A 21853-nucleotide genomic window follows, 5' to 3' on the forward strand; every position below is an offset into this window, starting at 1 on the left:
GTGTATATGGCCGCCCATCAACTCGCGACATCACCGGTGCGGAAGATTCGGTTCAGGTGGTGGTCCAGGACTGTGGTCGCGGACTCCGGGCTGCGCTGGCCGACGAGGATGCTGGTGCCGAGTCCCGCAGACATGGCAAGCAGGCCGACTGCCTCCAACTGTGGGTCCACACCGGGCTCAAGCAGTGCCGCTTCCTGCGCCTGCCGGAGGAGTTCGGTCAGGGCGTCTTCGGCGGCATCAGGGTTCTTGATGAAGGGCTGGGCTGCGAGCGCCGGGTCGTTCACGGCCAGAACCGCGTACGAAGTGTAGAGGTGGTGGAAGGTGCGGCTCTCGTCGTCTGTCGGCAGCGCCGCCATCAGCAGCGCCTCGACCATCGCGCGCGGACCTGGACTGTCCCCGGCGGCCCGTACACGGGCGGAGACCCGCTCCCCGAATCTCTCCGCCAGCAGCTCGAGCCCGAAGAGCAGCAGCTTTTCCTTGGTCTGGAAGTAGTACTGCACCAGCCGCAGTGATACGCCCGCCTCCGCCGCCACTTCGCGCATCCCGACGGCATGCAGCCCGCGTCGGCCGGCGACCCGGACGAGGGCCTCGGCGATCTCGGTGCGCCGTTCTGCGTGGTCCACGCGCTTGGGCATCGGCCGGTACTCCGCTCGTCGTTCCTGCTACGGCTCCCATGGGGCTTTTGATGATACAGCTGTACCAGCTTCGTGGTACGTTCGTATCACAAAACCTGAACGCCGGAGGTGGCCATGTCCGAAACCGCTACCCGAACCCAGGCCGATGTCGGCCGTTATGTGAGCGATGCCTGGCGGGAGCGCTACTTCACGGCCTGCGATGCGGTTTACGCACTGGGGGCGCCCGCCCTCGCGGAAGAGGACGTGGAGACGTCCTTCGGCACCACGCACGTCTACCGCTATGGCCCCGCGAACGAGGCCGCCCGATCCCGCACCCCCGTCGTCCTGGTGCACGGGGCGGGCTCCTGCTCCGCCATGTGGTACCCGAACACCCCCGCCCTCAGCGCGGACCGCCCCGTCTACGCGATCGACACCCCGGGTGATCCCGGCCGCAGTGTGCAGCGCGAGCCAATCCACCAACCCGAACGCGCCGCACAGTGGCTGGACGAGACGCTCGCCGGACTCGGCCTCGACCGCGTCCACCTCGTCGGCTCCTCCTACGGTGGCTGGCTTGCCCTGAACCAGGCGCATCGCAGGCCCGGTCGCCTCGCCTCGGTCACCTTGCTCGACCCCGGCGGCCTGGAAAAGGTAGGACTGCGCTTCTTCGTCTGGATCTTCGCCAGCCTCTTCGCGACCTGCGCGCCCAAGGCGCTCCGCCCGCGACTGGCGGCTTGGCTCGAACAGCCGGTCCTCGTCGTGCCGGAACTGCGCACGATGATCAGAACGGCGGTTCGCGCCTACCGCATACGCCGTCCGGCGCCGCTCCCCCTTTCCGAGGATGAGCTGTCCACGATCCGGACTCCGCTCTATCTGGTGCTCGGCAAGCGAAGCCTCCTCGTGCACCCGCAGCGGCAGGCGGAGCGTGTGCCGCGCCTGGTCCCCGGTGCTCGAGCCGAGATCATCTCCAGCACGGGCCACGGGCCGCAGATTGACCACGCGGAGGAGACCAACCGCAGGATGCTGAACTTCATGGCCTCCGTCGACTGACACTGCCCACGCCGACGGGCCAGGACGGCGCCGGAGCCCGCGCCCAACTCGGCGACGAGGTCCGCGGCGCGGTCGAGGGTGCGGTCGGCGCCCTGGGCCAGGACGTCGGCGGCCCTGGCGGCCGAGCAGACGGCGGTGATGGTCGCCCCGCGCCACCAGCGGGCCCCGCCCTACGGTGCCTCGGTCTCCCCGGCGAAGTCGGGCAGCAGTCCGCGCATCGCCTCGCGCTGGGCCGGGCCCATGACGTGCGTGAGGGCCTGGACGACCGTCTCGGCGAGCACGCCGGACGTATCCGACAGCAGACCGCGAGCCTTCTCGGTGAGGGCGACCTCGATGCCCCGCTTGTCGCCGCACACCGACTTGCGGGTGACCAGACCGGCGTGCTGGAGGCAGGCGATCTGGTACGTCAGCCGGGTTTTGGGGCGGCCGAGCAGCTCCGCGATACGCGTCATGCGCAGGCCCTCGGGCTGCTCGGCGAGCAGACAAAGGATCAGTAACTCGTCATTTGAACCATATCGCCCACTGGAGAAGATCATGACCGTCGCCGTCGAAACCGGCCTGTGGCAGTTGGACGCCGCCGCCTCCACCGTCGCCGTGCGGTACAAGACGATGTGGGGCCTCGTCACCGTCAAAGGCATCTTCACCGCCGTGGGCGGGCAGGGCGAGGTGCGGCCCGACGGCTCCGCCGCCGGCACCCTGACCCTGGACGTCGCCTCCCTCGACACCAAGAACAAGAAGCGCGACGAGCACCTGCGCTCCGCCGACTTCTTCGACGCGGCGAACCACCCCGAGATCACCTTCGCCGTCCGCAGCGCGGAGTTGCGCGGCGGCGGCACCGTCCAGGTCTCCGGTCAGCTGACGGTGCGCGGCATCAGCCACCCGCAGTCCCTCACCGCCCGGCTGACCAGCGCGGACGCCAAGGCGCTCATGCTGGAGACAGAATTCACCGTCGACCGCGCGGAGTTCGGCCTGAACTGGAACCAGATGGGCATGATGCGCGGCCTGACCGTGGTCACCGCGATCCTGCATTTCGCACGGATCTCGGCCTGACGGTCCGATCAGCCTTCAGACCTGGGCCCCGAGTGGTCGTCGGCGGATGCCTTCTCCGCAGCCGCAGCCGCAGCCGCCGCGGAACGCAGCGGCTGCGAAGCTGGTGACGGCCTGCTCAGAGGTGCTGCTCGGTGGCGCGGGTGCGCTGGTACTCGTCCTGTCGCTCGTCGGTGATGTACGCGGGCACCGGGAAGTCCCACCAGCCGGGCACCCAGGGGCCGGCGGCGTCGCGGTCCGTCGGTACTTCGACCAGGGCGGGCTCGCCCGACTGCACCGCCTTGCGCAGGGTCGACTCCAGGGATCCGGCGTCGGAGACCTTCCACGACTCGATCCCGAAGGCCCGGCCCATGGCGGCGAAGTCCGGGCTGTACGGCGAGCCGTCGGGGTGGGAGAACTCCGTACCGATGTGCCGTGAGGTCTGCTTGCGCTGGCCGCCGCGGATGGACATGTAGCCCGCGTTGTTCTGGACGACGAAGACGACCGGCGCGCCGGCGGTGACGCTCAGGGCGATCTCCTGGGCGGTCATGAGGAAGTCGCCGTCGCCGAGAACGCACACCACCGGGCGGTCCGGTCGGGCCAGCTTGGCGCCGATCGCCGCCGGGACGGCCCAGCCCATGGAGGAGAAGCCGCCGGAGGTGAGGTGGGTGCGCGGTGCGTACACCGGGAAGGTCTGCTTGACCGCTCCCTGGGTGTTGCCGGAGCCCGCGACGACGATCGCGTCGCGCGGAAGTACGGACCGCAGGGCGCCCAGTGGACGCTGCGAGGTGAACGGGAAGCGGTCGCTGTCGCGGCGGCCGGCGAGCTTCTCCTCCCAGTCCCGTTTGAGCGTGGCGAGTTCGGCCAGGTACTCGGAACGGTCGGCGCTCTTCGCGGGCAGGGAGTCCACGATCGCGGCCACGGCTCGCTGGGCGTCGGCGACGATGCCCACTTCGGCGGGGTAGTTCTTGCCGATCTCATGCGGGTCGATGTCGATGTGGATGAGCTTCGCGGGTGGAATCGAGAAGCTGACGCCCTTGGCGTAGCTGGAGGCGGACCAGTCGGTGAAGCGGCAGCCGACGGAAATGACGACATCGGCGGAGCTCGCGATCGCGTTGCCGACCAGCGTGCCGGTCTGGCCGACGCTGCCCGCGAACAGGTCGTGGTCCTCGGGAAAGGCACTCTTGCCGTTCCACGTGGTCACGACGGGGATCTGCCACCGTTCGGCGAGAGCGAGAACCTGGTCGGACGCCTCGGAGGTGATGGCCCCGCCGCCCACCACGATGACGGGCCGCCTCGCGGTGCGCAATATCTCGACTGCGCGCTCCACCGCCTCGGGATCGGGATGCTGGCGTCCGGCGGGGACACGCCGGGCGAGGTCGTGGAGCTGCACGTCGGCGGCCTCGGCCTGTACGTCCATCGGCACTTCGAGGTGCACGGGGCCGGGGCGGCCGGTCAGCATGGAGTTGAAACAGCGGTGCAGGACGAAGGGGAGTTCCTCGACGCGGGTGACGACCCAGTGCCGTTTGCTGACGGCTTCGGCCACCTTGGGGAAGTCGTTGGCCGTGTAGCGGTCGAGCTCCTGGAGCAGCCCGTGGCCCCGCATATGGGTGGGCGGGCCGCCGGTGATGACGAGGACGCTCGTGGAGTCGGTGAACGCGGTGCCCATGCCGATGACGGTGTTGCTGGCTCCGGCGCCGATGGAGGTCACCGCGGCCTGCGGGCGGCCGGTGACCCGGTAGTAGCCGTCCGCGAGGTGGACGGCGCTCTGCTCGTGGAACGTCTGGATGAAGGGGATCCTGGATTCGTCGTCGAGGAAGGCGTCGGTCAGTGACCAGATGCCGTGGCCGGGAATCCCGGCGACGCAGTCGACCCCGTAGTTGCGCAGGGTCCGCGCGACGATCTGGCCTCCGGTGAGGACGGGCATGTGGTTGCTCCCACTCGGCTCGGTTTCGTTCTTGTGGTCATGCGTCCCGGCGGGCGGCCCAGGCGAACCCCTGGGCGCACATCCGGGTCACGTCCGGGTTCTGGAGGTCGTCCAGGTCGTGTCCGACCGCGCTGTAGAACACCCGGCCCCGTCCCCAGGTACGTGTCCACGCCTGGGGGATGGTCCTGCCCTCCAGCCAGGGGAGGTGTTCTCCGGTGAAGGTGGTCTCGGCCAGGACGTGGTTGTTGGGGTCGACGGACATGTAGTACTGCTCGGAGGCGACCCGGAAGTCCTTCACGCCGGCGGTGGCTGGATGGCCGGTGTCCGTGATGGAGACCTCGTAGGGGTACTTCACCCCTTCGCCGGCCGGGTGCTCGAGGAAGCTGCCACCGATCAGCCAGTGGTACTTCAGGCTCGTCCGGAACGCGGCGGCCGCGCCGTGCCAGGCGGCGATCCCGGTGCCGGCCTCCACCGCTTCGAGCAGATGTGTCTCCTGAGCGGCGCTGAGTCCTTCGGACAGCAGGGCGTTGTTCCAGTTGAGCGCGATGAGGTCGTAGCCGGTGAGATCGGCGTCGAGCGCGAAGACGTCGTTGGTCTCCTCGACGACGAATCCCAGATCCTTGAAGATCGGGAGGGCCCATTCCTTGGCGACCTGGTAGGGCTTGTGGCCCGGCCAGCCTCCGTAGAGATACAGCACCCGGGTCATGCGTTCTTCCCTCCGGTGGTGGATGTGATGAATGCGGCGCGGTTGCGCAGGCGTTCCGCCACTTCCAGCGCGTCGCCTTCCGGCGCGGTGGACTTGCGCTCGGGCTTCGCTGTCAGCAGGTACGCCAGGCCCACCGCGGAAACGATGAGGAAACCGATCAGTGCGATCCACCGGTCCACGAACGGAGTTCCGGAGTCGCCAGTGGGCTGGGCCAGGAGGACCATCCCGAGAATGCCATAGGCCAGGGCCGCGACGTTGACCACGATCCCCCAGCGGCCCAGGGTCCAGGCTCCGGCGGGATGCCAGCCCTTCAGTCGCATCCGCAGGGCGGCCAGTACGACCATCATGAAGGCCGCGTAACCGGCCAGCATCTGAAAGGCCGCGATCTTGGTGAGGGAATCCGGCGAGTAGTAGACGAACACGAAGATCAGGAGCGGCGCGACGTTCACGGCCAGCAGCGCGTTCCGCGGAACCCGGTGCCTGGGTGAGATCTTCGAGAAGACGCGGGAGCCCGGGAACATGTCGTCACGGGCGAAGGAGAAGACGATCCGGCTCGCGGCGGCCTGCTGGCTCATCACGCCGGCGATGAAGGAGGTGAGGATGACCAGGAGCACCAGTTTCGTGCCGATGGTGCCGATCGAGTTCTGTAGGATCGCCGGGATCGGGTTGGTGTCCTCTCCCGAGAGGATCGAGGCCAGGTCCGGGGCGGCGAGCGCGTAGCCGACGAACGCGAAGAGCGCTGCCAGTCCTCCGACGGCCACGGTCAGCTGCATGGCACGCGGGATGCTGCGGGCGGGATTCGGGACTTCCTCCGCGACCTCGCCGCACGCCTCGAAACCGTAGAAGAGGAAGAGCCCGACGAGCGAGGCGGCGATGAAGGCCGTGAAATAGCCGTCATGAGCGGAACCGCCGGCCTCGAAGAAGATCGAGACGGAGTTGTGCCGCTCGAAGAGCAGGAGATAGAGGCCCACGAGGACGATGCCGATCAGTTCCGCGGCCAGTCCGATCTTGGAGATCAGGGCCAGTGTTCTGCTGCCGAGGCAGTTGCAGAGCAGACAGACGGCCGTGACGGCGAGCGCGATGCACAGGCGCTCAGCGGGGGTGGAACTGATCCCTGGCCGGTCCGCGGTACCCGCGAAGAGACTGGCCACGAAATCCGAACTGAAGAGCGCGGTGCTGGTGATGCCGATGGTGATGCAGGAGATGTAGGTCCATGCGGTGAACCAGGCAAAGCGCCCGTTCCACAGCCGCCGGACCCACTGGTAGAGCCCGCCCGCGAGCGGGAACTGTGAGACGACCTCGCCGAAGACCAGGGCGACCAGGAACTGTCCGACGCCGACGATGCCTATCCAGAAGACGGACGGCCCGCCCGCGGTGGACAGTCCGACCGAGAACAGGGAGACGACGCCCACGAGGGGCGAGAGGTAGACGAAGCCGAGGGCGAAGTTCGCCCAGAGGCTGACCTTGCGGTCGAACTTCTGCTCATAGCCCAGGGCCGCGAGGAGTTCCGCGTCCTCGTTCGATGGCGCCCGGGTGGCGGTGGCCGGGGCGGTGGTGGACGGGGTGGCGGTGGTGGACGGGTCGGGGGTCCCGCCCGGGGGACTGACGCGGGTGGTCCCGAATCGCACCCGAGAGTCCTTCTCTGTGGCTGACATGACGACCTCCGTGGGTCGGAGAGGCGAGGCTGCGTGGCGGACGGTTGCCTCGCCGCACGTGCGGTTACGTCTAAGTCCTGATCCGTCATCGCCGATCAGGCCCGATCGAAGGCGTGGTCGGTCCAGTCCAGCCGGGCCGATCCATGGCGCGCGCTGCGGACGTCTCCCGAGCGCGCGTGTCCCTCGAAGTTCTCGATGCGGGAGGCCCTGCCGCAGATCTCGCCGAGCTCGGCGCTTGACGCGGCGTTGGTGATCTCCTGGTACGTCACCGTCTTGAGGTACTTGCCGACCCAGAGCCCGCCGGTGTAGCGGGCCGCCCCCAGGGTGGGCAGGACATGGTTGGTGCCGATGACCTTGTCGCCGTACGCGACACACGTCTTGTCCCCGAGGAACAGAGCGCCGTAATTCCGCATCCGGTGCAGGGCCTCGCGGGGCTCGGCCGTGAGGATCTGGACGTGCTCGCTGGCGTATGTGTCAGCGAGGTCGTAGGCCGCATCGAGGGTGGGGACCACGATCACCTCGCCGTGGTCACGCCAGGCGCGCCCGGCGACCTCCCCGGTGGGAAGGCCCGGCAGCAGTTTCTCCACGCACGCGATGGTGCGCGTGGCCACCTCCTCCGATGTCGTGATCAGGACCGCGGGGGAGTCCGGTCCGTGCTCGGCCTGGGACAGCAGGTCGGTCGCCACCACGAACGGGTCCGCGGTCCCGTCCGCGACGATCAGTACTTCCGTCGGCCCGGCGAACAGGTCGATCCCGACCTCGCCGAAGAGCTGGCGCTTGGCCTCCGCCACGTAGGCGTTGCCCGGTCCGGCGAGCATGTCGACCGCGTCGATCGTCTCCGTGCCCAGGGCCAGGGCCGCCACGGCCTGGACGCCGCCCATGACGTAGATCTCGTCGGCCCCCGCCAGGTGCATCGCGGCGATGCTCACGGGCGGCGGCGCACCACGGTCCGGCGGGGTCGTCCCGGCGACCCTCCCGACCCCCGCGACCTTGGCGGTCAGGACGGTCATGTGGGCCGACGCGGTGAGGGGGTAGCGGCCACCGGGAACATACGCCCCGGCCGCGCCGATGGGGATGTTGCGCTGTCCCAGGAAGACTCCGGGCAGGGTTTCCACCTCGAAGTCGGTGAGGGAGTCCCGCTGCGCCCGGGCGAAGCCTCGGACCTGCTTCTGGACGAACCACAGATCGTCGAGGACCGTCTCGGGGACGGAGGAGACCACGGAGGCGATCTGGTCGGGGCCGAGCCGAAAGGACTCCGGGCTCCACGCGTCGAACTTCTGTGACCATCGGCGCACAGCCGTGTCGCCGTTCTGCCGTACGTCGGCGATGACGCCGGCAACGGTTTCGACGATTTCCGGACGGCTGGTCCGCGACGGCTCCGTGGCGACGGGGCCCTTGATGGTCTTGCTTGCTGAGGACACTCTGCACTCCTTGCAGGGGGCGTGCCTGCGGGCTTGACCTGAAGTCTGGGTAAACAAGGAGGGATGACGACAGGCACAGTGTGTGCAATATTGGCCGCCGATCCTGCACATACTGAGGAAGCTCATGACTGAAGTCCTGACCGTCCGCGCCGCACTGCAACTCGAGGTCTTCCGGCGCACCAAGGTGCGCGTCTACGCCGGGGAGCGGAATCTGGACCGTCCCGTGCGCTGGGTGCACACCGGCGAGATCCCGGACATCCATCGCTTCCTCACCGGTCAGGAGATGCTGCTGACCGCCGGACTCGGCATGGGCGAGACGGCCGCCCGGCAGCGCGCCTTCATCAGACGTCTGGCGGACGCCCACGCGGCCGTCCTGGTCATCGAACTCGCCGGACGCATGTTCGGCTCCATGCCCGAAGCCGTCATCGAGGAGGCGGAAGCCGTCGGCCTGCCACTGGTGGGGCTGGCGGACGAAATCCCCTTCGTCGAAACATCGGCCCAGGTCCATGAGGTACTGGTCGGCATGCGCGTCAAGCAGATGATCGCCGAAGAGGCCACCAGCCAGGCGTTCATGGACCTGCTGCTGGCCGACGAGGACTACGTGGGCGTGGTCAGGGAACTGGCCGACCGTACGGGGCACGCCGTGGTGCTGGAGAACGTGGCCCACCAGATGCTCGCCTATGGAGGCGCCACACCCGAGGCCGATGACGTCGTGAACGAGTGGAACGCACACTCCCGGGCGATCCACGAACGCCACCGCTCCCTCGCCGAGCACGGTCCGGAGACGCCCACCGCCGCGGCGGCATCGTTCCGGGACGTCGTGCCGTGTGCGCGGCAGCCCGTGATCCTCCGGGGTGAGTCATGGGGATGGCTCCACCTCCTGCACGGCGGAGCGCGGCCGAGCCCGGCCGAACTACGGACACTGGAGCGGGCGGCCGCCGCGCTGGCGATCACGTTGCTGAGCGAGCGGGAGAGCGGCGCACGCGCGGCCCAACGCCAGACGGCCCTGCTGAACAGGCTTCTGCTCGGCGACATCACGGGCGAGAGATTCGTCAGCCTCGGCCTGGCGCTGGGACAGGATCTGCGCGGCCGGGACCTGATCGTCGTCACGGCGTACGCGGGCGAGGACGTGCCCGTCAAGGATCACGCCCTCGCCCGTCTGCTGCGGGAGACCCACTGGCCCGCCATCGTGGGCGACACCGGTGACTTCGACATGGCGGTCGTGGGCCTGCCGGTGCGCGGCGAGGCGGCTGATGTGCAGACCCTGCTGACCGAGCACGGTGTGCGCGGTGGCATCAGCCGCCTCGTGGAACCGGCCGCACTACCGCTGGCGCTGCGCCAGAGCCGGAGCGCGGCCTCCGTGGCGGCCGCGGCGGCGGTGCCGGAAGTGCGTCATTTCGACGATCTGGGGGCTCTGCGTCTGCTCGTCGCACTCTCCGAAGGCCCTGAACTCAGGCGCTATGTCGAGGATGAACTGGGCCCGCTCCTCGAACACGACGCGCTGGCGAAGAACCCGCTCCTGCCGACCCTCCGCATGTTCCTCGACTGCGGCGGAAACAAGGCGCGGGCGGCGGACGCGCTTTTCGTCCAGCGGCGCACCCTCTACCACCGCCTTGAGAAACTCTCCGGAATTCTCCGGCTCGACCTCACACGGGTCGACAACCAGCAGCGGCTGCAACTGGCCGTACGCGGCCATGACCTGCTCCGCAAGCCGACCCTGCGGCGCACCTGACCACCACGAGGTCAGCCCTTGGTCGCCTTCACGAGGGAGGGAGCGATGCGCAGCGCGTTCGCACCGATCGTCAGGGCTGGATTGAGCGCGGCGGAGGACGGGAAGAACGACGAATCGGCCAGCCAGAGGTTGTCGACGTCGTGGCTGCGGCAGGACGGATCGAGGACACTCTGCGCCGGGTCATGACCCGCTACGGCCGTTCCGCACATATGGGAGTTGGTCTCGATGCCCATGCGCTGGCTGAAGACCAGCGGATAGCCCGCCTTGCGCACCGCCCTGGTCACCCGGCGCACCAGTTCATGGTGGGGTTCGAGGTTGGTCGGCGTCCAGTCGATGACGATGCGGTCACCGTCCACCCGCACCCGATTGTCCCGGGAGGGAAGGTCCTCAGTCGTCAGATAGATGTCGATACTCCTGGCCGACATGAACTTCAGGGCCCACATCGGAGCCCACGGACGGGCGGGCTTGAGCATGGGCGCTTGCAGCTTGCCCAGCATCTGTAGATTTCCGAGCGGGAAGGGCGTTCCCGGGCCGGCTTCGTAGAAATCGTTGAGCCCGAGGGTCTTCTGCCACTTCGTGGGGTTGGTCCGCAGCGGATTGACCCCGACGAAGAACGTGCTGTTGTGCACCATGTAATTGCGGCCCACCAGACCCGACGAATTGCCGAGGCCATCGGGGTGTGCGTCGCCCGCCGACCGGAGCAGCAACGCCGCCGAATTCACCGCACCGCCGGCGACGGCGAAGCTCTTGGCGTTGATACGGACGGTACGGTCGGCGTGCCGCGCCTCCGCGGCGACGACCTTCCGGCCGTCCGGTGACGTGATCAGCCGGGTGACCTCCGCACCCGTAAGGAGCTTCACGCCGTCGCGCAGTGCCGGGAGAAGAATCCTGTTCTCGGCGTCGGACTTCATACCCGTCTCGTCCGGACAGCCATCGGCCGCCGTGACGGCGGCACGATCGGCCTGCGTGCTCACGTTCAACGCGTTCGGCGTGTGGAACGGATGCAGGCCCTGCCCGCGCAGCGACCGGGCGAACCTCTCGATCTCCGGTTCATGCTCGAGCGCGGGATGGGGATAGGGCTGGGAGCGCGGCGGCTCGGTCGGATCCTCACCGACCTGCCCATGCACCTGGAGCAACCGCTCCATCGTGGTGTAAAAGGGCTCGAGGTCGTCGTAGCCGAAAGGCCAGGCGCGCGAGACACCCTCGTGGTGTTCCACTTCCGTGAAGTCGCTGCGCCGGAAACGGGGCAGCATGGCGCCGTAGAAGCGGGTGTTTCCCCCCACCCAGTAGTAGACGCCCGGCGCGAACGGCTTGCCCGTGCTGCCGTCGTACCAGAAGCCCGCGTTCTTGTACCGGCCCTTCATATACATCTCGGCCGGCTGAGAGTTCTCCGGCTCACGCGGAAGGAAATTGCCGCGCTCCGCGACGAGTACATCGAGGCCGGAGCCCCTCAGCGCCCAGGCCAGGGTGGACCCGCCCATACCGGAGCCTATGATCAAAACATCCGTGCTGATCTCATCGGCAGTACCGAAGGAAACTAGAGAATCGGGCCGAAGTTCCTGGGGAACGTAATTCTGACGGACCGGTCCGGACATGGATCGGAACCCCCTTAGGTGCTTGGATGCGGGCGTGACGGAAGAAGATTTGAAAGCGGGGTCACCTTACCGGGGTCCGGATGAACGTGGCAGCCTTTTCTCCGATCATGATGGCGGGAGCATTTGTGTTCCCGGTGACGAGTGTTGGCATGATGGAGGTATCCGCCACGCGGACATTATCAAGCCCGCGCACGCGAAGTTCATGGTCGACGACTTTGCCCATCATGCAGGTACCCGACGGGTGGTAGAAGGAGAAGGACTGCGTGCGAATGTATTCGTCGATGTCCTGGTCGCTGTCCGACGCGGGGGCGAGTCCGGCGTTGGCGGCCCCACGCAGTTCATCGAGCTGGTGCCGCCGACCACTCGGCCACGGGGCAGATAGGCGCGGCGCCCTCCGAGCTGGGGCTCCGGTTCCGTCTCGAAGTCCCAGTCGAATACCGTCTTGAGCTGCTGCGAGAACAGTGCGGGTATCTCGAAGAGGCGACCTCGGGCGGGCGGCCCCGCTTCAAGCAGCGCGACCGTGACATCTGGAACCTCGGATAGACGGGCCGCAACCGTACAGCCGGCCGAACCTGCCCCGACGACGATGTAATCGTACGATTCCGCATTCATTTCGCCTCCGTGGAAGGCCAGTCTCGCTGACCGGCGTCATGGTGGGGAATTAAGGGCCAGAGAGGAGTGGCCTTCCCTCGTGGTGCTTCCTGGAGAGGCTAAGGACACCAGACATGCTCGGTACATGCACGAGATGAGCAATATTTGCTGGCAGGAGTGCGCACTATGGGTACGGCGGGTGGTGAGCCGCCCCCTCCGTGCCGGCGTCGGCTGGGTGGCGTCGGGAGTGGAGCCGGATCGGGTCGCGGTCGGTAACGGCTCTGTCGGGCTCGTGGAGCAGATCGTCCAGCTCGTCCCGCCCTGGGACTTCCATGCCCGATCGGCATGACGGTTCGGGCAATCGGCATTGGCGTGACGTGTCGTCGGCCGCGATGCTCGGCGGGAGACGGAAACCGGCTCGAGAAGAGATTTTGGGAATGCCTAGCTTGCCCGTATGGACGTCATCCGCGTAGGTCATTGAAGAGGTCTCAGAACAGGCCGAGCACTCAGTGGCGCGAAGTATTCCTGCCCGACGAAAGTACCCAGCATGCGGAACAGGCGCAGGCCGTCGAGCGTGCATCCGCTCGCGGGGCTCAAGGCGGTGCATGTCGAGGACCTGCGGGACATGACCCTCTTGCACGAACTGAACCAGTTCGCCGAACTCTCCTGCCGCATGCTCGGCCCGGGTCCGGACCGGCATCCCGGCGTCGGCTGCCGGGCGGTGTCGGCGTGAGCGGACACTGAGCGGACACTGAGCGGGGCTCGCCGGGTCCCGGTCCACCGACGATGCCTACACGCGCCGACGGTGGCGACGGGCGTTTCCAGCAGGAGGATGACCTGTGCCCACACCTGCCGCCAGCCCGGGTGGGGATCGTGCGCCACCAGCGCGGTGTCGGCCCGCGGGGTCAGGTGAGGGCGGCGACCAGCAGGGTGAAGGCGGCGATGATGACGGCGACGCGGGCGTAGTGGAAGCGGTCCCAGCGGTTCATCTGCTGCTTCCAGTCGGCGGGCCGGTTCTCGGCGGTCCACGTCTTGCCCCGGTTGTTGATCGGGACGAGCAGCAGGATCGACATGATCACGCTGAGGATCAGCAGCGCGGCGGCGGTGACGACGAGGCCGGCGCCGTGGTGATGCCATCCGGCGATGGCCCAGATGGCGGTGAGGACAAGCGAGGTGATGTACCAGACCGGCATCAGGGCGCCGAGCATCCGGCCCCCGTGGGCGCGGCCGAGCACGCTGCTGTCCTCGGGGAGTCCGTTGAGGATCGGGTTGATGACGAAGGCGACGGAGAACTCCACCCCCACCATCAGGCCGACGACCACGGTGGTGAACACCTCAAGTGCGTTGAGCATGATGCCCCTCCAGGAACCTAGCGTCGCTAGATGATGAGGCAACGCTAGCGCTACTGTCGCTCGATTGTCTAGCAGCGCTAGGATCGAATCATGTCGGTACAGGAACGCAAGGAGCGCGAGCGGGCGGGCCGCGAACGCCTCATCGTGGCGACGGCCCGCGAACTCGCCGAGCAGCAGGGCTGGGACGCGGTCACCACCCGCCGGCTGGCCGAGCGCATCGAGTACAGCCAGCCCGTCCTCTACAGCCACTTCCGCGGCAAGCGCGAGATCATCGGCGCCGTCGCCCTCGCGGGCGCCGCCGAGATGGCCGCGTTGCTGCGGGCCGCGGCCCGTGCCGCGGACGGCCCGCGCGCCCGGGCCACCGTCCTCGCCCGCTCCTACCTCGACTTCGCCGAACGCGTCCCGGCGGTCTACGACGCCATGTTCCGGCTCGACGGCGGCCTGGCGTTCGCGCACGAGGACACCCCCGAGCCGCTCAAGGACGCCTTCACCGCCCGGCTGGAGACTCTCGGCGAGGTCGCCGGGGCCACACGGCCCAGCCGCGGACCGCCGGGCCCCCGTCCCCCCGGCGGGGCACCCGCTCCGCTGGAGGTGTGATGCTCACGGGGCAGAACCCGATACGTGCCCCTCACGGCAGCGGGCCATCGCCAAGGGCTGCCACTGGCGCCGCATCGCCCGTTGAGTCACGGATGAAACCGCCACCGGCCTTCGGAGACGACGTCCACTTTATCGTCACTGACGCGAATAGCCGTGTCGTCGTCGATGAAGTAGATGGGGAAGTCCGCCCGCTCGACGATGCGATCAGCCCAGGCGTCGTCGCGCTCCGGGAAGTTCGGCGAGTACAGGTGCGGCTTCAGATACCAGTCGAAGAGACCGAACGGGGGCTCCACCGTGGTGGCGCCGAGCACGTGCAGGTCCGCGGCGTCCCCGATGACGTCGGCGGAATGTTCGGTGAGATTCCGGCTGAAGATCATCGATCCGGCGCTCACCCCCACATAGACACGGCTCTCCAGGGCTTCCAGGAAGCCCTCGGCCAGACCGTTGCCGGTGATGCTGCGCGCGAGATGGTAGTGACTGCCGCCCTCGACATAAACGACGTCGGCGTGCAGCAGCCGGTCAAGCACCATCTGCCGAGGCAGGCCGTTCAGCTCCAGGATGTCGAACTCCCGCCAGCCGAGGCCGTACAGCCGGTTCATGTCCGCGACGTACCACCCGTGGTCACCGGGCTCGGCGACGGATGCCGTGGGAACGTACACGACGTTCGCCGACTTGAACGGTTTTCCCAGCAGGTCCCGCAGTGCGTCCCGCAGCGTCGCGTTACGCAGGCCGCTCGCCGTCAACAGAAGATTCACCGGGTGAGCCAATCATGGCTGCCAGACGCGCGCAACGCACCGGGCGGCCGCCACTCCGGCCCGGGCCGGCGACAAGTTCGTGGCGCCGACGCACTGTCCCCCGGACTGCGGGCAGTGGGCTACGCGGCGACAGCTCGCTGGTGTGCGCGCCGACCGATACGGGCGACCGCATGTGACGCCCTAAGCTGCCAACGTCCAGCCAGACTCACTACGCGTGCCGAGCCGGTGACGATGATGCCCTCGTTGCAGCACAAGATCCAAAGCGTCCTCGACGAACTCGTTGATACCGGAGCCGAGACCGGCTTGCAGGTGGCCGTTCACCACCAGGGTGTTCTTGTTGTCGACGCCGTCGCCGGTGTCGCCGACGGCCGGACCGGGCGTGGGGTGACCCCGGAGACTCCGTTCTTCAGCTTCTCGGCCGGCAAGGCCATGACATCGCTGATCGCCCATCTGCTCGTCAAGACCGGTGCGGTCGGATACGACACCCCAGTGGTCGACGTGTGGCCGGAGTTCGGCGCCCACGGCAAGGCGACCGCGACTCTTCGGCAGGTGCTGACACACTCGGTCGGCGTGCCGGCGATGCCTCGTGGCATCGGCCCTGCCGACCTGCCCGACTGGGCGCGGGTCTGCACCGCGATCGCCGGCGCCGAACCGCGCTGGCGGCCCGGTACCGAGACGGGGTACCACTCGTTCACATACGGCTTCCTGGTCGGTGAGATCGCACGCCGGGTCACCGGCAAACCGATGCGGCACCTCTTGCGCGAGTGGGTCACCGTGCCACTCGGCATCGACGGCGGCCTGTATTTCGGTGTGCCCCAAACCGACCTGGCCCGGCTGGCACGGCTCGAAGCCGCCGCGCCGCTCCCGGTTGCCCCGCCGGACGGCGATGCCATTCTTGCGCCCTGGGAAATGCGGCCGACCGCGGCCATGGGCAACAGCCACGAGATCCTGCAAGCGGACATCCCGTCGGTCGGCACCTTCACCGCGCGGGCAATGGCTGCCATGAATGCCGCGGTCCTCGATGGCCGGCTCATCGACTCACACCAGCTCGGGGAGTTGACGGCGGTGGCCTTCGAGGGCACCGACCAGGTCTTTGGCAACCCTGCCCGGATGGCACTGGGCTATCCGCTCGGCCGTATCGGTACGCGGCCGGACGAGACACCCACTACGTTCGGCTGGGTCGGTGGTGGCGGCAGCTACGTCTATGCGGACACCGCCACCGGCACCTCCTTCGCGATGACCAAGACCCGTCTCACCCCCCACTTCAACACCGCACAACGCCTTGCGGACCTGACCGCAGCCGAGATCAACCCCCATTCCTGAGCATCGACGAGATCGCGTTACGGGCTCCAAGGGCCGCATCACTCCGCGATGGCGGTCCGGGCCGTCCAGCGGAAGACCGGGAGTTCTTCGCCGTCGACCGTCGCATAGTCGCCTTGGTGGACGAAGTGCTCGTAGCCGGAGCCGAATTGGTACTCCGCTGTCTTCGGGAGTTGAGTTTTCTGTGACCACTTCGGTAATCGGCAAGGTTACCCGGGATGTGCTGGAAATCGGCCGGGTGATTCGCGTGGTGGCCGCCCCGCCGACCAAACGCGTACAGCGGCTCTAGCTGCTGTACCACCAGAGCAATCTGATGGGAGATGAGACCTCCTAAATCAAATGGGCCACTGGCCGCGCGAATCCATGACGATCGATGAGGCCAGTCAGGCCCTGGCCGACCTGGTGGCCGACGCGGGTGAGTTCGGCCCCGGCGACCGCATACGCGACATCGGATTCGGCTACGGTGATCAGGACTTCCGGTGGCTGGAGACGTGCAAGCCGGAGAAGATCGTCGGAGTGAACGTCACCCCGGGGCAGGTGCGCGCGGCGCGTGAACGCGCTCGCGCGGAGTCGGCGGCGCGGCATCTCGAATTCCGGGAAGGGGCGGCGACCGCGCTCCCGTTCCGGGACGAGACCTTCGACAAGGTCGTTGCTACTGCCCCGGGTACGACCGCGCTATCTGCTGGCGACGGGACTGACGGTTGCCGCGTTCGGCCTGTTCCTGCTGACCCGGATGACGCCGGAGAGCTCGTACTGGGACGGCATTCTGCCCGGCGAAGTGGTTCTGGGGCTCGGACTGGGCACCGTGATGGCGCCCTGTGCCGCCACCGCCACCAATGAAGTCGCCAAGAGCGACAGCGGTGTCGCCTCGGCCTTCTTCAACACCTCCACTCAGATCGGCGCGTCGATCGGCACGGCGCTGCTCAACACCATCGCCGCCAACGCCACCAAGGTGTACCAAGGCGCTCATCCCGGGATCCGTGCCGTGCGCGCCACTGTGCACGGATACGTGGTCGCCGGGAGATGGGCCGCGGGTCTGCTGCTGATGGCGGCCCTGATGGCGGTGGTGCTCATCACCGCGGCGCCGTTCCGGCCCACGGAGGAGGACGAGTGGAGCGACACCGGAGCCGCGGGACGGCCGGGGTGACGTAGGGCGCGCATGCAGAGGGCATCGGGAACCGCACCTGTACCAGGTCCGGGCCGCCGCGGCGTCTGCCGCACACAGCGATATGGGGAGAGGATCGACAGTGATCGAAGCCAGGCATCTGACCAAGCGCTACGGCGACAAACTGGCCGTCGACGAGCTGACGTTCAGTGTGAATCCCGGGGTGGTGACCGGATTCCTGGGGCCGAACGGCGCCGGCAAGTCGACGACCATGCGGATGATTCTGGGGCTGGACCGGCCCGACGGCGGTGAGGTCCTGATCGACGGCAAGCGCTACCACGATCTGGGCCGGCCATTACGGACGGTGGGAGCTCTCCTCGATGCGAAGTGGGCACATCCGAATCGTTCGGCGCATGCGCACTTGCGGTGGCTGGCGAAGTCGAACGGTCTGCCCGCCCGCCGTGCGGACGAGGTGCTGGAGACGGTCGGGCTGACCGAAGTGGCGCGCCGCCGCGCGGGCGGCTTCTCCCTCGGGATGTTCCAGAGGCTGGGCATCGCGGCGGCCCTGTTGGGCGATCCGCAGTTGCTGCTGTTCGACGAGCCGGTCAACGGACTCGATCCGGAAGGGATCCTGTGGATCCGGCGGTTCATGCAGAAGCTGGCGGCCGAGGGGCGCACCGTGTTCGCGGTCATCGAGGCGGCCGGGTACCGCGTCGAGTGCGGCGAGGACCGACCCGGCTGGTGGTGGCGGGGGCGTCCACCGAGGAGATCGGCGAGATCGCCGCCGCGCATCGGATCACCCTGCACGAGTTGATGGAGCAGAACGGATCGCTCGAAGAGGCGTTCATGGAGATCACCGGTGACGCGGTCGAGTATCACGCGGACATTCAGGGGTCCATCGAGGAGCGGTCCCTCCTGGCTTCGATCGGAGATGAAAGTTGACACTGCTGGCAGTCGAGCGGACCAAACTCTCTGGAAACGGTCGTCACGTCGATCCCGGCGCTGGGTGAGCATGTGCAACCCTGGCTGCCGTTCAAGGCGGCGAACTACTTCCTGACCGATGGCCAGCCCGACCGGGTCACGGAGGGGGTGTCCGGGAATACCGTCGATTATCCCTATGGCCCGTGGATCGGTCTCCTCTTTTTCGCGGGAATCACCGCGGTGATTTATGTCGTCCCCTTGATCACAACGCAGAAGCGTGATGCGTGAGGCGGCGTTTCGGCATTGTCGGCAGGCCCTTGGGGAAGTGACGAGCGGCCCCGCTCGTCAGGTCGCGATGGCAGGCGGTCATCGGGAGTGGCATCCGCGTGGGCCGGCTCGTTCAGGAGGGAGCCGAGCCGCGGCGGTCTAGGGCTTTTCCGGTGTTACGGAGTCCTTCGGCCTGGAGCGTCGCTTGCCATGGCGGGGTATCAGGAGGGAGACGCGCGTTCCCTCACCGGGGGTGGAATCAACGGTGAGGTGTCCGTTCAGCAGGTGGCCGCGCTCGCGCATGGCCGACAGGCCGGTACCTGTGGAGACCACGGTGCGGAGCGCGGATCGGTTGACCGGGGTGGACGCTTGATGGGCCATTCCGCGGCCGTTGTCCCTGACCGCCACGCTGATCGCGTGATCGTCGCTGTCGAGTTCCACGAGAAGGTGGCTCGCCTGGGCGTGCTTGACCGCGTTGTTCAGCGCTTCCTGCACGATGCGGTAGATGTGAGCCTGGGCTTCCGGCGACAGCTCGTCCCCGAGCCCGCTCCATTCCGCTCCGACGCGCAGTTCCACCTCCAGCCCGAAGGTTTCCCCGGTACGTCGGCACAGCGTGTCGAGGGCGGGCGCGAGGCCGAGCTGGTCGAGGGCGAAGGGCCGCATTTCCACGATCAGGTGCCGTAGCGATGTGATCTGGTTGGCGACCAGGTCGCGCGCCTGGTTGATGGCCTCCTTCATGGCGGCGGGCTCGCCACTGCCGACGGCGGTGGACAGAACGATCTGGACAGCGACCAGTTCCTGAAGCGTCTCATCGTGCAACTCACGTGCCCAGCGCCGCCGTTCTCGTTCTTCGCCGTCGCTGCGAGCCTGAGCCCGCTCCCGCGCGAGACTACGGCGGCGCGCTACCGCGCCGCGGCCCAGCATGACGGCGCAGCCGATCAGCAGGAGAGGCACGATGTTCAAGCCGTTGAAAAGCGGCTCTTTGGTCATGCGCACCAGTTGTGACACGGCGAGGATGAGTGCCAGCCCGCAGAGGGCCGCCAGCCATGCCCGCCGGACGGCGGTGTTCAGCGCCGCCGCGATGATGAGGACGACGGCCGCGCCGAGGGAGAGCCGCATCACCCAGCGAGGCTGCTGCTGGAGCACCTCGATCGCGAAGGCGATGACGAGCAGCGCCGCACCGGTGGCCTCCATGATCGGGCCGGCCTTGGCCCGCGGCGAACTGTTCATCCCAGCAGTCCACGCTCGCGAGCCGCGGCGATGAGTTCCGCCCGGGTCTCGGTTTTGAGCTTGTCCCGAATCCTGGCGCGGTGAGTCTCCACCGTCCGAACGGAAACGTAGAGACGTCGCGCGATCTCCTGGTTGGTGTGGCCCAGGGCGAGCAGCGAGAGAACCTGAAGCTCGCGCGCTGTCAGAGCGGGATCTCCATCGGCGCCGGGAGCGCCGGTGTCCGCGATGGCCAGTCGGGCGCCCATGGCGGGTTGCAGGTATGTGGCTCCCCTCGCGACCTGGCGAGCCGCGCCGACCAGCTCTTCCGCCGCCGCTTCCTTGAGCAGATATCCGGCCGCCCCGATCCGCAGGGCCGCGCGGGCGAACGCGGGATCCTCCTGCATCGTGAGGATCAGAACGCGGGTGCCGGGGGACGCCGCGAGCAGGTCCGGTATCGAGGGCAGGCTGGATTGGCCGGCCATGGTGAGATCCAGGACCAGCACGGACGGCTGGTGCCTTGTCACGGTCTCGACGGTCTCGGGGACCGTGGAGCTCTCGGCGACGACCTCCAGGGAATCGTCCTGGGACAACAGCACGCGCATCCCCGCACGGACCACAGGATGATCGTCGGCGATCACCACGCTGAGGCGCGACATGGCATCCACTCCCTGTTCAGCGCGGTCGGCATGCACAGGAGTAAAGGTACTGGGCGAGGCCGGCCGGTCCGGGCCCCAGGGCAGCGCTGGAGCGACCGGACGACGTCCCGGACGAGCTCCGGAACGCGGCGGCTGCGGGAAACCCGAAGGACGCCTGCGGACGGATACCGAGGCCCCGAAGCCGCCGGAGCACCACTATGGCTGCTCAGACACTCAGCCGGGCGTGCGGCGCCCGCTCTGCCGACACGGACAGAAACGGTTCAGGTTCACAGATGATCGACAGGCGTACCTTCGGCAAGGCCATCGGCGCGGGGGCGGCGGGAACGGCTGCCGCATCACTGACCGGCCTGAGCGGCCCCTCGTCGGCAGGGGCCTCGTCGGCGGCGGCCTCGTCGTCATCCGGGCCGGGCGCCGACAGGGCGGCGTCGGCGCCGGCGTCGCCCACCGGTGGTGGGTCCTTCCCCGCGCTGAAGCAGGTCAAGGCCGGTGAGCTCACCATCGGCTACGCCGAAGCCGGTCCGGCCCATGGACCGGCCGTCATCCTCCTGCACGGATGGCCGTACGACATCCACAGCTACGTGGAGGTCGCGCCCCTGCTGGCGGCCCGGGGCTACCGGGTCATCGTCCCCCATCTGCGCGGCCACGGCACCACGAGCTTCCGCTCGCCCAAGACCTTCCGCAACGCACAGCAATCGGTGATCGCCCTCGACATCATCGCCCTGCTGAACGCCCTGAAGATCGAGAAGGCCGTGTTCGGAGGCTTCGACTGGGGATCCCGGACCGCCGACATCATCGCCGCGCTCTGGCCGGAGCGGTGCGAGGCCCTGGTCTCCGTGACCGGTTACCTGATCACCAACCGGGAGAAGAACAAGCTGCCGCTGCCGCCGTCGGCCGAGTGGGCATGGTGGTACCAGTACTACTTCGCGACCGAACGCGGTGCGCTGGGCTTCGAGGAGCACCGACACGATTTCGCGAAGCTCATCTGGCGCAATGTCTCCCCGACGTGGAACTTCGACGACGCCACCTTCGATCGCACGGCGGAGGCATTCGACAACCCCGACTACGTCCCCATCGTGGTGCACAACTACCGCTGGCGGCTGGGCCTGGCCAAGGGCGACCCCCGCTACGACAGGCTCGAGGCGCGGCTGGCGGCCGCGCCCGACATCGCGGTGCCCACGATCACCCTCGACGGCGAGCTGGACCCCTTCACCCCGGCCGGTGACGGCGCGGCGTACCGGGACAAGTTCACCGGCCCCTATGAGCACCGAACGCTCAAGGGCATCGGCCACAACGTGCCGCAGGAAGCGCCCGAGGCGTTCGCCGAGGCCGTCCTCGACGTCGACCGATTCTGAGGAGG

At 68.0% G+C, this 21853-nt stretch carries 19 protein-coding genes and 6 pseudogenes; 11 read left to right on the forward strand and 14 right to left on the reverse strand.

Annotated elements, in window-relative coordinates:
- Positions 1-17: 17 nt before the first annotated feature.
- Positions 18-635, reverse strand: a complete 618-nt coding sequence (locus tag ACJX2R_RS44715) for a TetR/AcrR family transcriptional regulator (RefSeq protein ID WP_413104759.1) — start codon at positions 633-635, stop codon at positions 18-20.
- A gap of 114 nt (positions 636-749) precedes the next feature.
- Between ACJX2R_RS44715 and ACJX2R_RS44720 the strand changes: the two genes are divergently transcribed.
- Positions 750-1661 carry an alpha/beta fold hydrolase gene (locus ACJX2R_RS44720; RefSeq protein ID WP_413104760.1) on the forward strand — a complete coding sequence of 304 codons (912 nt, stop codon included), beginning with the start codon at positions 750-752 and terminating at the stop codon, positions 1659-1661.
- 170 nt (positions 1662-1831) lie between these two features.
- On the opposite strand, the pseudogene ACJX2R_RS44725 reads toward ACJX2R_RS44720, so the two are convergent.
- Positions 1832-2170 (reverse strand): annotated as a pseudogene (locus ACJX2R_RS44725) (MarR family winged helix-turn-helix transcriptional regulator); the annotation flags it as partial.
- 25 nt (positions 2171-2195) lie between these two features.
- Between ACJX2R_RS44725 and ACJX2R_RS44730 the strand changes: the two are divergent.
- The gene (locus tag ACJX2R_RS44730) at positions 2196-2711 is read left to right on the forward strand and encodes a YceI family protein (RefSeq protein WP_413104761.1); all 516 of its coding nucleotides are present in this window, start codon (positions 2196-2198) and stop codon (positions 2709-2711) included.
- A gap of 115 nt (positions 2712-2826) precedes the next feature.
- On the opposite strand, the gene ACJX2R_RS44735 is transcribed toward ACJX2R_RS44730, so the two are convergent.
- The 4 genes from ACJX2R_RS44735 to hisD form a co-directional block, all read right to left on the reverse strand.
- On the reverse strand, positions 2827-4614 hold the full coding sequence (locus ACJX2R_RS44735; RefSeq protein ID WP_413104762.1) for a thiamine pyrophosphate-binding protein: 1788 nt from the start codon (positions 4612-4614) through the stop codon (positions 2827-2829).
- Positions 4615-4651: 37 nt separating this feature from the next.
- Positions 4652-5320: a ThuA domain-containing protein gene (locus ACJX2R_RS44740; protein WP_413104763.1), complete on the reverse strand. Its 669-nt coding sequence runs from the start codon at positions 5318-5320 to the stop codon at positions 4652-4654.
- Positions 5317-6975 carry an APC family permease gene (locus ACJX2R_RS44745; RefSeq protein WP_413104764.1) on the reverse strand — a complete coding sequence of 553 codons (1659 nt, stop codon included), beginning with the start codon at positions 6973-6975 and terminating at the stop codon, positions 5317-5319. Before ACJX2R_RS44745 ends, ACJX2R_RS44740 begins: the two co-directional genes overlap by 4 nt.
- A 95-nt stretch (positions 6976-7070) precedes the next feature.
- Positions 7071-8396 (reverse strand): histidinol dehydrogenase, encoded by a 1326-nt coding sequence (gene hisD / locus ACJX2R_RS44750; protein ID WP_413104765.1) that lies wholly within the window; start codon positions 8394-8396, stop codon positions 7071-7073.
- 124 nt (positions 8397-8520) lie between these two features.
- Here hisD and ACJX2R_RS44755 point away from each other — a divergent pair, with 124 nt between their 5' ends.
- Positions 8521-10128 carry a PucR family transcriptional regulator gene (locus tag ACJX2R_RS44755; protein ID WP_413104766.1) on the forward strand — a complete coding sequence of 536 codons (1608 nt, stop codon included), beginning with the start codon at positions 8521-8523 and terminating at the stop codon, positions 10126-10128.
- Positions 10129-10139: 11 nt separating this feature from the next.
- Here ACJX2R_RS44755 and ACJX2R_RS44760 read toward each other — a convergent pair whose 3' ends face one another.
- The 3 genes and pseudogenes from ACJX2R_RS44760 to ACJX2R_RS44770 all read right to left on the reverse strand — a co-directional run.
- Positions 10140-11723 (reverse strand): GMC oxidoreductase, encoded by a 1584-nt coding sequence (locus ACJX2R_RS44760; protein WP_413104767.1) that lies wholly within the window; start codon positions 11721-11723, stop codon positions 10140-10142.
- A 61-nt stretch (positions 11724-11784) separates the two neighbouring features.
- The gene (locus ACJX2R_RS44765) at positions 11785-12159 is read right to left on the reverse strand and encodes a GMC oxidoreductase (protein ID WP_413106111.1); all 375 of its coding nucleotides are present in this window, start codon (positions 12157-12159) and stop codon (positions 11785-11787) included.
- A pseudogene (locus ACJX2R_RS44770) lies at positions 12105-12335 on the reverse strand (NAD(P)-binding protein); the annotation flags it as partial. The pseudogene ACJX2R_RS44770 and the gene ACJX2R_RS44765, both read right to left, overlap by 55 nt.
- A gap of 526 nt (positions 12336-12861) precedes the next feature.
- On the opposite strand from ACJX2R_RS44770, the gene ACJX2R_RS44775 reads away from it, so the two are divergent.
- On the forward strand, positions 12862-13047 hold the full coding sequence (locus tag ACJX2R_RS44775; RefSeq protein WP_413104768.1) for a hypothetical protein: 186 nt from the start codon (positions 12862-12864) through the stop codon (positions 13045-13047).
- A gap of 172 nt (positions 13048-13219) precedes the next feature.
- Here ACJX2R_RS44775 and ACJX2R_RS44780 read toward each other — a convergent pair whose 3' ends face one another.
- Positions 13220-13666: an anthrone oxygenase family protein gene (locus ACJX2R_RS44780; protein WP_413104769.1), complete on the reverse strand. Its 447-nt coding sequence runs from the start codon at positions 13664-13666 to the stop codon at positions 13220-13222.
- A 90-nt stretch (positions 13667-13756) separates the two neighbouring features.
- Here ACJX2R_RS44780 and ACJX2R_RS44785 point away from each other — a divergent pair.
- Positions 13757-14191 (forward strand): annotated as a pseudogene (locus ACJX2R_RS44785) (helix-turn-helix domain-containing protein); the annotation flags it as partial.
- A gap of 158 nt (positions 14192-14349) precedes the next feature.
- On the opposite strand, the gene ACJX2R_RS44790 reads toward ACJX2R_RS44785, so the two are convergent.
- A complete protein-coding gene (locus tag ACJX2R_RS44790) occupies positions 14350-15018 on the reverse strand; it encodes a Type 1 glutamine amidotransferase-like domain-containing protein (protein ID WP_413104770.1) in 669 nt (222 codons plus the stop codon).
- Positions 15019-15252: 234 nt separating this feature from the next.
- Between ACJX2R_RS44790 and ACJX2R_RS44795 the strand changes: the two genes are divergently transcribed.
- Positions 15253-16341, forward strand: coding sequence for a serine hydrolase domain-containing protein (locus ACJX2R_RS44795; RefSeq protein ID WP_413106112.1), 1089 nt, complete (start codon positions 15253-15255; stop codon positions 16339-16341).
- A gap of 38 nt (positions 16342-16379) precedes the next feature.
- Here the strand turns inward: ACJX2R_RS44795 and ACJX2R_RS44800 are convergent.
- A pseudogene (locus ACJX2R_RS44800) lies at positions 16380-16481 on the reverse strand (DUF5988 family protein); the annotation flags it as partial.
- A 220-nt stretch (positions 16482-16701) separates the two neighbouring features.
- On the opposite strand from ACJX2R_RS44800, the pseudogene ACJX2R_RS44805 reads away from it, so the two are divergent.
- From ACJX2R_RS44805 to ACJX2R_RS44820, 4 genes and pseudogenes are all read left to right on the forward strand, one after another.
- A pseudogene (locus ACJX2R_RS44805) lies at positions 16702-16974 on the forward strand (methyltransferase domain-containing protein); the annotation flags it as partial.
- 13 nt (positions 16975-16987) lie between these two features.
- Complete coding sequence (locus ACJX2R_RS44810; protein WP_413104771.1) at positions 16988-17485, forward strand: MFS transporter; 498 nt, start codon at positions 16988-16990, stop codon at positions 17483-17485.
- Between the two features lie 100 nt (positions 17486-17585).
- A pseudogene (locus ACJX2R_RS44815) lies at positions 17586-18385 on the forward strand (ATP-binding cassette domain-containing protein).
- Between the two features lie 72 nt (positions 18386-18457).
- A complete protein-coding gene (locus ACJX2R_RS44820) occupies positions 18458-18652 on the forward strand; it encodes a hypothetical protein (RefSeq protein WP_413104772.1) in 195 nt (64 codons plus the stop codon).
- Between the two features lie 138 nt (positions 18653-18790).
- Here the strand turns inward: ACJX2R_RS44820 and ACJX2R_RS44825 are convergent, their stop codons facing one another.
- Together ACJX2R_RS44825 and ACJX2R_RS44830 are read right to left on the reverse strand one after the other, a co-directional pair.
- Complete coding sequence (locus tag ACJX2R_RS44825) at positions 18791-19825, reverse strand: sensor histidine kinase (RefSeq protein WP_413104773.1); 1035 nt, start codon at positions 19823-19825, stop codon at positions 18791-18793.
- A 32-nt stretch (positions 19826-19857) separates the two neighbouring features.
- Positions 19858-20532: a response regulator gene (locus ACJX2R_RS44830; protein ID WP_413104774.1), complete on the reverse strand. Its 675-nt coding sequence runs from the start codon at positions 20530-20532 to the stop codon at positions 19858-19860.
- Positions 20533-20768: 236 nt separating this feature from the next.
- On the opposite strand from ACJX2R_RS44830, the gene ACJX2R_RS44835 reads away from it, so the two are divergent.
- Entirely contained in the window at positions 20769-21848 is a 1080-nt protein-coding gene (locus ACJX2R_RS44835; protein ID WP_413104775.1) for an alpha/beta fold hydrolase, read from the forward strand.
- Positions 21849-21853: the final 5 nt, after the last annotated feature.

The sequence above is a fragment of the Streptomyces sp. Inha503 genome (assembly GCF_047215865.1).
GTDB classification, from domain to species: domain Bacteria; phylum Actinomycetota; class Actinomycetes; order Streptomycetales; family Streptomycetaceae; genus Streptomyces; species Streptomyces lycopersici.